General features: G+C 67.5%; 7 protein-coding genes and 6 tRNA genes. All 13 read right to left on the reverse strand.

The window, feature by feature from the left end; genetic code table 11:
- Positions 1–3: 3 nt before the first annotated feature.
- Entirely contained in the window at positions 4–1,296 is a 1,293-nt protein-coding gene (locus N5D62_RS06940; protein WP_279756936.1) for an MFS transporter, read from the reverse strand.
- A gap of 28 nt (positions 1,297–1,324) precedes the next feature.
- Positions 1,325–1,412 (reverse strand) — tRNA-Leu (locus tag N5D62_RS06945).
- Positions 1,413–1,514: 102 nt separating this feature from the next.
- Positions 1,515–1,590 (reverse strand) — tRNA-Gly (locus tag N5D62_RS06950).
- Between the two features lie 48 nt (positions 1,591–1,638).
- A tRNA-Gly gene (locus N5D62_RS06955) sits at positions 1,639–1,714 on the reverse strand.
- 13 nt (positions 1,715–1,727) lie between these two features.
- Positions 1,728–1,801: transfer RNA gene (locus N5D62_RS06960), tRNA-Cys, on the reverse strand.
- A gap of 90 nt (positions 1,802–1,891) precedes the next feature.
- Positions 1,892–1,967 (reverse strand) — tRNA-Gly (locus N5D62_RS06965).
- Positions 1,968–2,211: 244 nt separating this feature from the next.
- Complete coding sequence (gene lon / locus N5D62_RS06970) at positions 2,212–4,638, reverse strand: endopeptidase La (protein WP_279756937.1); 2,427 nt, start codon at positions 4,636–4,638, stop codon at positions 2,212–2,214.
- 139 nt (positions 4,639–4,777) lie between these two features.
- Entirely contained in the window at positions 4,778–6,046 is a 1,269-nt protein-coding gene (gene clpX, locus N5D62_RS06975) for an ATP-dependent Clp protease ATP-binding subunit ClpX (RefSeq protein ID WP_279756938.1), read from the reverse strand.
- 251 nt (positions 6,047–6,297) lie between these two features.
- Positions 6,298–6,906: an ATP-dependent Clp endopeptidase proteolytic subunit ClpP gene (clpP, locus tag N5D62_RS06980; RefSeq protein WP_091722797.1), complete on the reverse strand. Its 609-nt coding sequence runs from the start codon at positions 6,904–6,906 to the stop codon at positions 6,298–6,300.
- 220 nt (positions 6,907–7,126) lie between these two features.
- Positions 7,127–8,437 (reverse strand): trigger factor, encoded by a 1,311-nt coding sequence (gene tig / locus N5D62_RS06985; protein ID WP_279756940.1) that lies wholly within the window; start codon positions 8,435–8,437, stop codon positions 7,127–7,129.
- Positions 8,438–8,463: 26 nt separating this feature from the next.
- Positions 8,464–8,550: transfer RNA gene (locus N5D62_RS06990), tRNA-Leu, on the reverse strand.
- 182 nt (positions 8,551–8,732) lie between these two features.
- Positions 8,733–11,873 (reverse strand): efflux RND transporter permease subunit, encoded by a 3,141-nt coding sequence (locus N5D62_RS06995; RefSeq protein WP_279756941.1) that lies wholly within the window; start codon positions 11,871–11,873, stop codon positions 8,733–8,735.
- Between the two features lie 16 nt (positions 11,874–11,889).
- On the reverse strand, positions 11,890–13,005 hold the full coding sequence (locus N5D62_RS07000; protein WP_279756942.1) for an efflux RND transporter periplasmic adaptor subunit: 1,116 nt from the start codon (positions 13,003–13,005) through the stop codon (positions 11,890–11,892).
- Between the last annotated feature and the right edge of the window lie 276 nt (positions 13,006–13,281).

The raw sequence follows: 13,281 nt of genomic DNA on the forward strand, positions 1-13,281 counted from the left end.
CGTTCAGATCAGCGCGCGCGCGAGCCCGCGCGTCATGTCGACGCGCCGCAGCAGGACGTAGCCGAGCACGAAGAACACGCCGGTCGCGAGGATCGCGAGCCGATGGTTGCCCGCCGTCAGCACGGTCACGCCGCCGTAGGTGAGCGGGCCGATGATCGCGGCCAGGCGCGTGGCGAAGGTCCACAGGCCGAAGAACTCGGCGAGCCGGTCATGCGGCGCGAGCGCGCCGGCGAGCGCGCGGCCGCAGGACTGGCTCGAGCCCATGCACAGGCCCGCGATGACCGCGGCGATCCAGAACAGCCAGGCGCTGGTCGCGACGAAGGCCAGCAGCACCATCAGCATCCAGCCGACCAGCGTGACCGCGAGCGCGGGCTGGTGCCCGATGCGGTCCTCGTAGTAGCCGAAGACGAAGGCGCCCACCGCCGACGCGATGTTGACCAGGAACACCAGCGTCATCGTCTGCGCCTGGCTGAAGCCGAGTGCCTGTTCCGCGTAGACCGCGGCCAGCGCGATGACGACGGCGATGCCGGCCTGGTAGCTCGTGCCGCAGGCGAGCAGCCGCAGGAAGTCGGGGTAGGCGCGCGCCCGCTGCCACGAGGCCCACAGCTGCGACAGCCCCGAGCCCATGCGGCCGGCGCGCCGCGTCGAGCAGGGGTCGGCGCGCTCGCGCATCAACAGGAAGGTCGGCAGCGCGGCCAGCAGGTACAGGCCCGCGGTGATCAGCATCGTCACCGGGACGAACTGGGTGGCCGCCTCGCCGCGCGATTGGGCGCTCAGCACGTAGCCCAGGCACAGCCCCAGCGCGAGCATGCCGCCCAGGTAACCGAAGGCCCAGCCCCAACCCGAGACGCGGCCGAGCGCGTCGCGCCGCGCGAGCTCGGGCAGGAAGGCGGCGATCAGCGATTCGCCATAGGAGAAGAAGACGTTGGACAGCACGACCGCGATCGCGGCCCACCAGAGCCGGTCCGGTCCGAAGCACGCCAGCGCCGCGGTCGACAGCACGCAGCCGATGGTGCAGAAGGCGAGCAGCCGCTTCTTGGCCGCATGCGCGTCGGCCCAGGCGCCCAGGCCCGGCATCGTGACCATCACGAGGAAGCTGGACACGGCGACCAGCACGGTCCACAGCAGCGTGGCGGAGGGTTGGCCCTTGGCGATGACGCCGACGAAGTAGGCGTTGTAGACGGCGGTCAGGACGACGGTCGTGTAGCCGGAGTTGGCGAAGTCGTACATCGACCAGCCGAAGACTTCGCGTTTGCGAACGCCCGGATTCAACAGTGCCTGCGCAAACATGCCCATGCGGTGCGGTCTCCCGAAGCCGGTCGCGTGGTGCCTGGAACGGGACTCGAACCCGTACGCCTTTGAAGGGCGGCGGATTTTAAGTCCGCTGTGTCTACCAATTTCACCATCCAGGCGGCGACGACTCCGCAGTGAGTTCCATGTCGGAGTGAGCGCGCATTATCAGGGTCGTCGGGAAAGAAAAAAGGGAAGCCAGAACGGCTTCCCTTTTGAAGATTTGGAGCGGGAAACGAGGCTCGAACTCGCGACCTCAACCTTGGCAAGGTTGCGCTCTACCAACTGAGCTATTCCCGCATCGCAGGACAGTCGGATGACGTGCATCCAACCACCCTTTGGTGTCGTTGGAGCGGGAAACGAGGCTCGAACTCGCGACCTCAACCTTGGCAAGGTTGCGCTCTACCAACTGAGCTATTCCCGCAATGTCCATTCTTTGGAGGCGCGATCCGGAGTCGAACCGGACTGACCGGATTTGCAATCCGGGGCATAACCGCTTTGCTATCGCGCCCCAGAACCCTGGACGGGATTCTGTAGAAGCCAGATTTGGTTGTCTGACTCCGATAAAAAATGGAAGCCGGAGCTTCCATCCTTTGAAACCTGGAGCGGGAAACGAGGCTCGAACTCGCGACCTCAACCTTGGCAAGGTTGCGCTCTACCAACTGAGCTATTCCCGCATGGTCTTCAACGCACTGCCTGCTTCGGTTGCCATCACGCCTCTTTCGAGTCGCTTTGTCGTCGCAGCACCGTTTGCGCTGAAGCCGAGAGTATAGAACGGTTTTCGACCCCCACACAAGAGTTCGGCGACTTCTTTATGAAGATCGCCCAAACGCCGCCGCCTGGCGCCCTCCTCTCATCACCCCGCAATGAACGACGGCGCCCGAAGGCGCCGTCGTCTGGGGCTCGCGGTGCGAGCGGGGCTCAGTGCTTGAGCGAATCGCCGCCGGCTTCCGGCTTGGTCTCGGCGACCTTCTCGGCCGGGGGCGTCGCGGCGACTTCCTCTTCAGGCAGCGCCGACGGGTAGGCTTCCAGCGCCACTTCCAGCACGCGATCGATCCAGCGGACCGGCACGATCTCGAGCTGGTTCTTCACGTTCTCCGGAATGTCCTGCAGGTCCTTGACGTTCTCTTCCGGAATCATGACCGTCTTGATGCCGCCGCGGTGCGCCGCCAGGAGCTTCTCCTTGAGGCCGCCGATCGCCGTCACCTCGCCGCGCAGCGTGATCTCGCCGGTCATCGCGACGTCGGCCCGCACCGGGATGCCGGTCAGCGCCGACACGAAGGCCGTCGTCATCGCCGCGCCGGCGCTCGGGCCGTCCTTGGGCGTCGCGCCGTCGGGCACGTGGACGTGCACGTCGCGCTTCTCGAAGAGCTCGTCCTTGATGCCCAGCCGGCGAGCCCGCGAACGCACCACCGTGCGCGCCGCCTCGACCGATTCCTTCATCACGTCGCCCAGCGAGCCGGTGCGGATGATGTTGCCCTTGCCCGGCATCGAGGTGGCTTCGATGGTCAGCAGGTCACCGCCCACTTCCGTCCACGCCAGACCGACCACCTGGCCGACCTGGTTCTTCTTCTCCGCGCGGCCGAAGTCGTACTTGCGCACGCCCAGGAACTCGTTGAGGTTGTCCTCGTTGACGACCACCTTGCCGTCGAAGGTCTTGAGCTGCAGGCCCTTGACCACCTTGCGGCAGATCTTGGAGATCTCGCGCTCCAGCGAACGCACGCCGGCTTCGCGGGTGTAGTAGCGGATCACGCCACGGATCGCGTCCTCGGTGACCTCGAGTTCCTCGTCCTTCACGCCGTTGTTGCCGCGCTGCTTGGGTAGCAGGTAACGCTCGGCGATGTTGACCTTCTCGTCCTCGGTGTAGCCCGACAGGCGGATCACCTCCATCCGGTCCAGCAGCGCCGGCGGGATGTTCAGCGAGTTCGACGTCGCCACGAACATCACGTCGCTCAGGTCGTAGTCGACCTCGATGTAATGGTCGGCGAAGGTGTGGTTCTGCTCGGGGTCCAGCACCTCCAGCAGCGCCGACGACGGGTCGCCGCGGAAGTCCATGCCGAGCTTGTCGATCTCGTCGAGCAGGAACAGCGGGTTGCGCGTGCCGACCTTGGACAGGCTCTGCAGCACCTTGCCCGGCATCGAGCCGATGTAGGTGCGGCGGTGACCGCGGATCTCGGCCTCGTCACGCACGCCGCCCAGCGCCATGCGGACGAACTTGCGGCCCGTGGCGCGCGCCACCGACTGGCCCAGCGAGGTCTTGCCCACGCCCGGAGGGCCGACCAGGCACAGGATCGGGGCCTTCACCTTGTCCACGCGCTGCTGCACCGCGAGGTACTCGAGGATGCGTTCCTTGACCTTGTCCAGGCCGTAGTGGTCCTCGTTCAGGACCGCCTCGGCGTTGGCCAGGTCGTGCTTGATCTTGGTCTTCTTGGACCACGGCAGGTTGACCAGCGTGTCGATGTAGTTGCGCACGACGGTCGCTTCCGCGGACATCGGCGACATCAGCTTGAGCTTCTTGAGCTCCGCCTCGGCCTTCTTGCGCGCTTCCTTGGGCATGCGGGCAGCCTGGATCTTCTTCTCCAGCTCCTCCATGTCCGCGCCTTCCTCGCCGTCGCCGAGCTCCTTCTGGATGGCCTTGACCTGCTCGTTGAGGTAGTACTCGCGCTGCGACTTCTCCATCTGGCGCTTGACGCGGCCGCGGATGCGCTTCTCGACCTGGAGGATGTCGACCTCGTGCTCGAGCAGGTCCAGCAGCTTCTCCAGCCGCTTGCCGACTTCGGACAGGTCCAGCACCGACTGCTTGGCGTCGAGCTTGAGCGGCAGGTGCGCGGCGATCGTGTCGGCCAGGCGGCCGGCGTCGTCGATGCCGGCGATGGACGTCAGGATCTCCGGCGGGATCTTCTTGTTGAGCTTGACGTACTGGTCGAACTGCTGCGTCACGGCGCGGCGCAGGGCTTCGACTTCAGGCTGGTCGTCCGCTTCGGGCGGGATCGGCAGGACTTCGGCGGTGAAGTGCTCCTCGCCGTCCTCGATCTTGGTGGTGGTCGCGCGCTGCAGGCCTTCGACCAGCACCTTCACGGTGCCGTCGGGCAGCTTGAGCATCTGCAGGATGCTGGAGACGCAACCCATCTCGAACATGTCGTCGGGCTTGGGTTCGTCCTTGCCGGCCGCCTTCTGCGCGACCAGCATGATCTGGCGGCCCGCTTCCATCGCCGCTTCCAAGGCCTTGATGGACTTGGGACGGCCCACGAAGAGCGGGATCACCATGTGCGGGAACACGACCACGTCGCGCAGCGGGAGCAGCGGCAGCGTGATGGGTTCCGCGGGGAGGATCGGATGACCGGACATGAAAACCTCTCTTTCTCAGGCCCATCTAGGGCCCGAGGGGCCAATTACAAGGTGCCGTTCAATAGCCTTTGAGCGATTGCATTCCACATGAAGTGATGGCAAGCAGATCGCCCGGGGTGCCTGTTCGGGGTTGGCGGGCTCAGGCACTGGCCTTGGCTTCGCGGTACACCAGCAACGGCTTGGTGTCCTCGTCGATGTTGTGCTCGTCCAGGACGACCTTGGCCACGCCGTCCAGCGACGGCAGCTCGAACATCGTGTCGATCAGCGCGTGCTCGACGATCGAGCGCAGGCCGCGCGCGCCGGTCTTGCGGGCCAGCGCCTTGCGCGCCACCGCGCTCAGCGCCGACGGGCGCACTTCCAGTTCGACGCCGTCCATCGAGAACAGCTGCTGGTACTGCTTGACCAGCGCGTTGCGCGGCTCGGTCAGGATCTGCACCAGCGCGTCCTCGGTCAGCTCGCCGAGCGTGGCGATCACCGGCAGGCGGCCGACCAGTTCCGGGATCAGGCCGAACTTGATCAGGTCGCCGGGCTCGACTTCGCGGAACAGCTCGCCGACCTTCTTCTCGCTCTTGCTCTTGACCGCTGCGCCGAAGCCGATGCCCGACTTCTCGGAGCGGTTGGCGATGACCTTCTCGAGGCCGTCGAACGCGCCGCCGCAGATGAACAGGATGTTGGTCGTGTCGATCTGCAGGAAGTCCTGGTTCGGATGCTTGCGGCCGCCCTGCGGCGGGACCGACGCCATCGTGCCCTCGACCAGCTTGAGCAGCGCCTGCTGGACGCCCTCGCCCGACACGTCGCGGGTGATCGAGGGGTTGTCCGCCTTGCGGCTGATCTTGTCGATCTCGTCGATGTAGACGATGCCGCGCTGGGCGCGCTCGACGTCGTAATTGCAGTTCTGGAGCAGCTTCTGGATGATGTTCTCGACGTCCTCGCCGACGTAGCCGGCCTCGGTCAGCGTCGTCGCGTCGGCGATGACGAACGGGACGTTCAGCACGCGGGCCAGCGTCTGGGCCAGCAGCGTCTTGCCCGAGCCGGTCGGGCCGATCAGCAGGATGTTGCTCTTGGACAGCTCGACGCCGTCCTTGGTGTCGGCCGCGTGGCGCAGCCGCTTGTAGTGGTTGTAGACCGCGACGGACAGCGTGCGCTTGGCGACGTCCTGGCCGATCACGTACTGGTCCAGCGTCGTCTTGATCTCGCTGGGCACGGGCAGGTCGGACTTGCTGGCGCGTCCGCCGGGCGCGGCCTCGGCCGGCACCTCGTCACGGATGATGTCGTTGCACAGCTCGATGCACTCGTCGCAGATGAACACCGACGGGCCCGCGATCAGCTTCTTGACCTCGTGCTGGCTTTTGCCGCAGAAGGAGCAATACAAGACTTTTTCGCTGGAGTTGCCTTTTTTCTCGGCCATGGGAGTGCTGCTGGGGCTGCTGGAGGGCTGCGGGAATACAGGCAAGTGCCTGCATTGATGATAGTTCAATTGCCGGCACCACCCTTGAGGGGATAAAAGCCCCTAAGAGTGGTCAGTTGGTGCGGTCAACGAGCGGTCAGTTGAGGCGCCGCGCCGGTGGTTCGACCTGGCCTCGCAAAACGGCCTCCTCAAGATTGGGGAGGCCGTCCGCGAGGCGGGAATGCGGGCCGGACACCGGCCCGCCGCCGGGGTCAGGGGCGCTTCTCGATGACCTGGTCGATCAGGCCGTAGGTCGACGCCTCGGCGGCCGACATGAAGTAGTCGCGCTCGGTGTCGGCCTGGATCTTCTCCAGGCTTTGGCCGGTGCGCTCGGCCAGGATGCGGTTGAGCTGCTCGCGGGTCTTGAGGATCTCGCGGGCGTGGATCTCGATGTCGGTGGCCTGGCCCTGGGCGCCGCCCAGCGGCTGGTGGATCATGATCTTGGAGTTGGGCAGCGCGAAGCGCTTGCCCTTCTCGCCGGCGGCCAGCAGGAACGCGCCCATCGAGGCGGCCATGCCCATGCACAGCGTGGAGACCTGCGGCTTGATGAACTGCATCGTGTCGTAGATCGACATGCCGGCCGAGACGCTGCCGCCCGGCGAGTTGATGTACAGCGAGATCTCCTTGTCCGGGTTCTCGCTCTCCAGGAACAGCAGCTGCGCGACGACCAGGTTGGCGACGGCATCGTTGACGGGGCCGACCAGGAAGACGATGCGCTCGCGCAGCAGGCGGCTGTAGATGTCGTAGGCGCGCTCGCCGCGGCCCGACTGTTCGATGACGATGGGCACCATGCCCAGGTTGCTGGTTTCAAGCGCGCTCATGAAATCCTCTGTATTGGTTCGAGATCACGACAAACCATTATGTCGTGCGCTCCATCCCCTTTCCGCCATGCGGGCCCGTCGCGGGACGACGGGGCCGGCGGTCGCGCCGGGGAAAGAAAAAGGCGCCGGCCTCGCGGCCTGGCGCCTTACTTGGCGGTGACGTCCCGGCGAATCAAGGGTGCGTCCGGGTTGTCCCTCGCCGCGTCGGCGAGACGGCCGATCAGGCCGTGGCCATCAGTTCGTCGAACGGCAGCTGCTTGTCGGCGATCTTGGCCTTGGCCAGGATGAAGTCGGTGACGTTGTTCTCGATCACGACGGCCTCGACCTCGGCCATGCGCTCGCGGTCCGACAGGTACCAGCGCACGACTTCCGCCGGCTTCTCGTAGCTCTGCGAGATTTCCTCGATGTGGGCCTGCAGCTGCTCGGGCTTGGCCTGCAGGTTGTTCGAACGGACCAGCTCGGCCACGACCAGGCCCAGGCGCACGCGCTTCTCGGCCTGCTCGTTGAACAGCTCGGCGGGGATCGGGGCCTTGTCGGCGTCCTTGATGCCGCGCTTCTTCAGGTCCTCGCGGGCGTTGGCGACCATGCGCTCGGCTTCGCCGGCGATCAGCGACTTGGGCACGTCCAGTTCGGCCTTGCCGACCAGCGCGTCCATCGCGGCGCCCTTGTTGCGGGCCAGCACGCGGAACTTCACCTCGCGCTCGAGGTTCTTCTTGATGTCGGCGCGCAGGGCCTCGACCGTGCCGTCCTTGATGCCCAGGGCCTTGGCGAACGACTCGTTCACTTCGGGCAGGTGCTGGGCCTCGATCTTCTTGACGGTGACCAGGAAGTCGGCTTCCTTGCCGGCGACGTCCTTGCCGTGGTAGTCCTCGGGGAAGGCCAGCGGGAAGGTCTTGGACTCGCCCGCCTTCATGCCGCGCACGGCCTTCTCGAAGGCCTCGAGCATCTGGCCTTCGCCCAGCAGGAACTGGAAGCCGTCGGCCTTGCCGCCGGCGAACGGTTCGCCGTCGATCTTGCCTTCGAAGTCGATGGAGACGCGGTCGCCGTCGGCGGCCACGTCCGCCGCGCCGCGCTGGGCGAACGAACGGCGCTGCTTGCGCAGGATCTCGACGGTCTTGTCGATCGCTTCCTCGGTGACGTCGGCGGCGATGCGCTCGACCTCGGCGTCGGCCAGGTCGCCGATCTTGACTTCGGGGTAGACCTCGAAGGTCGCGTCGAAGGCCAGTTCGCCTTCGGCCGAGGTGTCCTTCTGGGCGATGCTGGGCATGCCGGCCACGCGCAGCTTGGCCTCGTTGGCGGCGACGGTGAAGGCCTCGCCCAGCTTGTCGTTCACGACTTCGTACTGCACCTGCGCGCCGTAGCGCTGCGCCACGAAGGACATCGGCACCTTGCCGGGACGGAAGCCGTCGGCCTTGACGGTGCGGGCCAGCTTCTTCAGGCGGGACTCGACCTCGGTGTTGATGTCAGCGGCCGCCAGCGTGAGCGTGATGCGGCGTTCGAGCTTTTCGAGAGTTTCGACGGTGACAGCCATAGTGGACTCGGAATCAGTTGGAAGTGTGGTGCGCGGGGCCGGACTCGAACCGGCACGCCCGTGAAGGCGTCAGGACCTAAACCTGGTGCGTCTACCAATTTCGCCACCCGCGCCGGGTGAACTGGGGACGTCGCGATCGCTGCGCGCAGTCCTGCGCGGCGGCCCCTTGGTAATTCGGAGATCGGGTCGAGACGGGCCGGGGGCCCGGCGCGGCGCGATCCGGAAAACCGGCGATTGTAATCAAGGAATGGGGGTTTCTCCCGCCCTCCCGGACCGGAGAAACCCCTGGCGGCGGTCAGTGCGTGGACGGCGCGATGCCGGCGTCCTTGTCGCGCTCGACGCGGAACCAGGCCGCGTACATGGCCGGCAGCGCCAGCAGCGTCAGCACGGTGGCCACGATCAGGCCGCCCATGATGGCCACCGCCATCGGGCCCCAGAACACGCTGCGCGACAGCGGCACCATCGCCAGCACGGCCGCCGCGGCGGTCAGCGCGATCGGGCGCAGCCGGCGCACGGCGGACTCGACGATCGCCTGCGCCGGCGGCACGCCGCGGCCGCGGTCCTGCTCGATCTGGTCGATCAGGATGACCGAGTTGCGCTGGATCATGCCCATCAGCGCGATCACGCCCAGCAGCGCGACGAAGCCGAACGGCCGGTTCAGGATCAGCAGCGCCGCGGACACGCCGGCGATGCCCAGGAAGCCGGTCAGGAAGGCCAGCATCGCCCGCGAGAAGCTGTGCAGCTGCAGCATCAGCAGCGTGAAGGTGATGAACAGCATGATCGGCACGCCGGCGGCGATCGAGCCGGTGCCCTTGCTGCTCTCCTCCACCGCGCCGGCGATCGAGATCGAGTACCCGGGCGGCATCTCCTTCTGCATCGCGTCCAGCGCGGGCCAGAGCTGGTTGGTCACCGTCGCGCCCTGCAGGCCCTCGATGACGTCGCCCTGCACGGTGATCGCGAACTGGCGGCTCTCGCGGTGCATCACGCCCGGCTCCCAGGTGAACTGGGGCCGCACGACCTGCGTCAGCGGCACCGAGCGGCCCGAGGCCGTCGGCACGTAGGCGTTGGCGAGCTCGGACAGCGTGTCGCGTTCCTGCACCGGCTGGCGCAGCACGATGTCGATCAGCCGGTCGGCCTCGCGGTACTGCGAGACCGTGGTGCCGCTGACCAGGATGCGGGCCGCCTGCGCGATGCTCTGGCTGGTCACGCCCAGCGCGCGGGCCTTGTCCTGGTCGACCTGCAGGCGCAGGACCTTGATGGCCTCGTTCCAGTTGTCGTTGACGCCGACCATGTTGGGGTTGGCGCGCATCTGCTCCTTGGCGCGGTCGGCGTACACGCGCAGCTGCGCGGGGTCGTCGCCGGCGATGCGGAACTGCACCGGGTACGGCACCGGCGGCCCGTTGGGCAGCAGCTTCACGCGGCCGCGCACCTCGGAGAACTCCTCGGCCAGGATCTGCGGCAGCTTGTGGCGCAGCGTCTCGCGGTCGGCCGGCGTCTTGGGCAGCAGGATGGCCTGGCTGACGTTGGTGTTGGGCAGGATCTGGTCCAGCGGCAGGTAGAAGCGCGGCACGCCCGAGCCGACCCAGGTCGCGACGCTGCCCACCAGCGGCTCCTTGGCCATGCGGGCCTCGAAGCGCTTGGCCACGACGTTGCTCTGCTCGATCGTGGCGCCCTCGGGCAGCCACAGGTCGACCAGGATCTCGGGCCGGCTGGAGTCGGGGAAGAACTGCTGCTGCACCTTGCCCATGCCCACCAGGCCGAGCACGAACACCAGGATCGTCAGGCCGATCGTCTTCCAGCGGTGGAACACGCACCAGGCGACCCAGCGGCGGAAGCGGTTGTAGAACGGCGTGTCGAAGACCTCGTGGGCCTCGCCCTCGTGGCCGGCGCGCGTCTTGAGCAGCAGCGCGCCGAGGTAGGGCACGAAGTACACCGACACGATCCACGAGATCACCAGCGCCGCCGCGGTCACCGCGAAGATGGCGAAGGTGTATTCGCCCACGGTGGACTTGGCCAGGCCGATCGGCAGGAAGCCCACCGCGGTGATCAGCGTGCCGGTCAGCATGGGCTTGGCCGTGGCGTCGTAGGCGTACGTCGCCGCGTGCATCTTGTCGTAGCCCTCCTCGAGCTTGCGCACCATCATCTCGACGGCAATGATCGCGTCGTCGACCAGCAGCCCCAGCGCGATGATCAGCGAGCCCAGCGAGATCTTGTGCAGCCCCACCCCCGCGTACAGCATCACCACGAAGGTGATCGCCAGCACCAGCGGGATCGTGATGCCCACCACCAGGCCGGGCCACACGTCGATGCGCAGCGGCTTGGTGTGCAGGCCCAGGCTGATGAAGCTCACGCCCAGCACGACGACCACCGCCTCGATCAGCACGTGGACGAACTCGCCGACGGAGGTCTTCACCGCCGAGGGCTGGTCCTGGATCTGCTGCAGCGTGATGCCGGCCGGCAGCTGCTGCTGCAGCCGCTTGACCGAGGCCTGCAGCGCCTTGCCCAGCGCGATGATGTCGCCGCCCTTGCCCATCGACACGCCCAGCGCGACGACCTGCTTGCCGTTGAAGCGCACCATCGTCGTGGCCGGGTCGACGTAGCCGCGGCGCACCTTGGCGATGTCGGCCAGGCGCAGGCTGCTGGCGGCGCCGGTCTGGCTGTTGATGCCGCGGATCGGGAAGTCGTTCAGCGCCTGCACCGAGTTGAGCTGCCCCTCGATGCGGATCTGCACGTTGGCGCTGCTGGCGTCCATGACGCCGGCGCTCTCGACGGCGTTCTGCGCGTTGAGCTGCGACACGACCTGGTTGAAGTCCAGGCCCAGTTCGGCCAGGCGCTTCTGCGAGATCTCGATGAACAGCTTCTCGGCCTGCACGCCGAACAGGTCGACCTTGGCCACGTCGGGCACGCGCAGCAGCTCGGAGCGCACCGCCTCGGCCTGCTGGCGCAGCTCCTCCAGCGAGAAGCCGCCGTCGGAGGACAGGGCGAAGATCGAGCCGTAGACGTCGCCGAACTCGTCGTTGAAGAACGGGCCCAGCACGCCCTGCGGCAGCGTGGGCTTGAGGTCGCCGATCTTCTTGCGGACCGTGTACCAGAGCTGGGGCACCTCGCCGGGCGCGGTGTTGTCCTTGACCTGGAAGATGGTCAGCGACTCGCCGGGCTTGGTGTAGCTGCGGATCTTGTCGGCGTGCGGCACCTCCTGCAGGGTGCGCTCGATCTTGTCGGTGACCTGCTCGGCCATCTGCTGCGGCGTCGCGCCGGGCCAGTAGGCCTGCACGACCATCGCGCGGAAGGTGAACGGCGGGTCCTCGTCCTGGCCCAGCTGGAAGTAGGCGGCGAAGCCCAGCACCATCAGCACCACCATCAGGTAGCGCGTCAGCGGGGCGTGCTCCAGCGCCCAGCGCGAGAGGTTGAAACCGGCGCGGCTCGGGTTGCTCATTCAGGGCTCCCGAGGTTCAGCGAGACGCGGCGGCGGCCGGCGCGGGCGCGGGCGCGCCCTCGGTCGGCGTGCCCGGCGGGCGGAAGCGCTTGACCTTCTGGCCCGGCGTCAGCACGTGGCCGCCGGCGGCGACGACCTCCATGCCGGGCGTGAGCCCCTGCACGACGAGCTCGTTGCCCTCGGCGCCGGCGACGGTCACCGGCTTCGGGCTCACCGTCATCGTCTTCGGGTCGAGCAGCAGCACCGCGCTCTTGCCCTGCGACTCCATCACCGCGCTGAGCGGCAGCTTGATCGCGTTGTCGGTCGGCGTGCCGGTCAGGATGACGGTGGCGGTCTGGCCCAGGTGGACGTCCTGGTCGCCGCTCATCTCGGCCTTGACCAGGAAGGTCCGCGTCACCGGGTCGGCGGCCGCGGCCAGCTCGCGCAGCTTGATCGGCTTGGCCTGGTCCCGGGCGTCGCTCCACAGCCGGACCTTCAGCCCGTCCGGGCGCGCCGCGGCGGCGCGCACCAGCGCGACCTGGTCCTCGGAGACCGAGAACACGATGTCGCGCGGGCCGTCGTTGGCCACGCGCACCACCGGCGTGCCGGCGGCCACGACCTGGCCGGGCTCGGCGTCGATGCCGGTCACCACGCCCGGCTTGTCGGCCGTCAGGCTGGAGTACTGCGCCTGGTTGCTCTGCACGTCGGACTGCGCGCGCGACGATTCATATTGCGCCTGCGCGGCCTTGAAGGCGGCGTCGCGGCGGTCCAGCTCGGCGGCGCTGATGAAGCCCTGGCGATGCAGGTCGATGTAGCGCTTGTAATCGGCGCCCAGCTGGTCGCGGTTCACGCGGGCGGCCAGCACGGAGGCCTTGGCGGCTTCCTGCGCCAGCACCAGGTCCGAGCTGTCCAGCCTGGCCAGCACCTGGCCCGGCTTCACCACCGAGCCCAGGTCGACGCGGCGCTCCAGGATCTTGCCGGCGACGCGGAACGACAGCCGCGATTCGACGCGGGCCCGCACTTCGGCGGCGAACTCGCGCTGCAGGCCGGCCGATTGCGGCGTCAGCACGACGGTGCGCACGTAGCGATCGGGTTCGGGCGGCGGCGCCTGCTTGCCGCAGGCGGCCAGCACGGCCACCGCGGCGGCGGCCATCAGCCATTTCAGCGCGGGGCCCCGAGAGCGGCCGGACGGGTGGTCGACGGAACGATCGGACGAACCGGCGGGCAGGGACACAAGAGACCGTGGGGGCATGAACACCTCGACAAAGCCGCGGCGCCCAGGCTCGGGCACCGGAGTAACTGACTGACCGGTCAGTAATGTATTCAGCGTGTCCGGACGTGTCAAACCGACGGCGTACGGTTCACCGGGGTACTGCATCGGGAAGGCGGGAATTGACGTTCCCGTGAGACGGCGCGGGGTTCGCGGCGT

The organism is Mitsuaria sp. GD03876 (assembly GCF_029840635.1).
Taxonomy (GTDB): domain Bacteria; phylum Pseudomonadota; class Gammaproteobacteria; order Burkholderiales; family Burkholderiaceae_C; genus Roseateles.

Bases quoted from the DNA above. Each gene is read 5' to 3' on its own strand.
- N5D62_RS07000 (WP_279756942.1), bottom strand. From the start codon at position 13,005: ATGGCCGCCGCCGCGGTGGCCGTGCTGGCCGCCTGCGGCAAGCAGGCG.
- N5D62_RS06940 (WP_279756936.1), bottom strand. From the start codon at position 1,296: ATGGGCATGTTTGCGCAGGCACTGTTGAATCCGGGCGTTCGCAAACGC.
- lon (WP_279756937.1), bottom strand. From the start codon at position 4,638: ATGTCCGGTCATCCGATCCTCCCCGCGGAACCCATCACGCTGCCGCTG.
- clpP (WP_091722797.1), bottom strand. From the start codon at position 6,906: ATGAGCGCGCTTGAAACCAGCAACCTGGGCATGGTGCCCATCGTCATC.
- clpX (WP_279756938.1), bottom strand. From the start codon at position 6,046: ATGGCCGAGAAAAAAGGCAACTCCAGCGAAAAAGTCTTGTATTGCTCC.
- tig (WP_279756940.1), bottom strand. From the start codon at position 8,437: ATGGCTGTCACCGTCGAAACTCTCGAAAAGCTCGAACGCCGCATCACG.
- N5D62_RS06995 (WP_279756941.1), bottom strand. From the start codon at position 11,873: ATGAGCAACCCGAGCCGCGCCGGTTTCAACCTCTCGCGCTGGGCGCTG.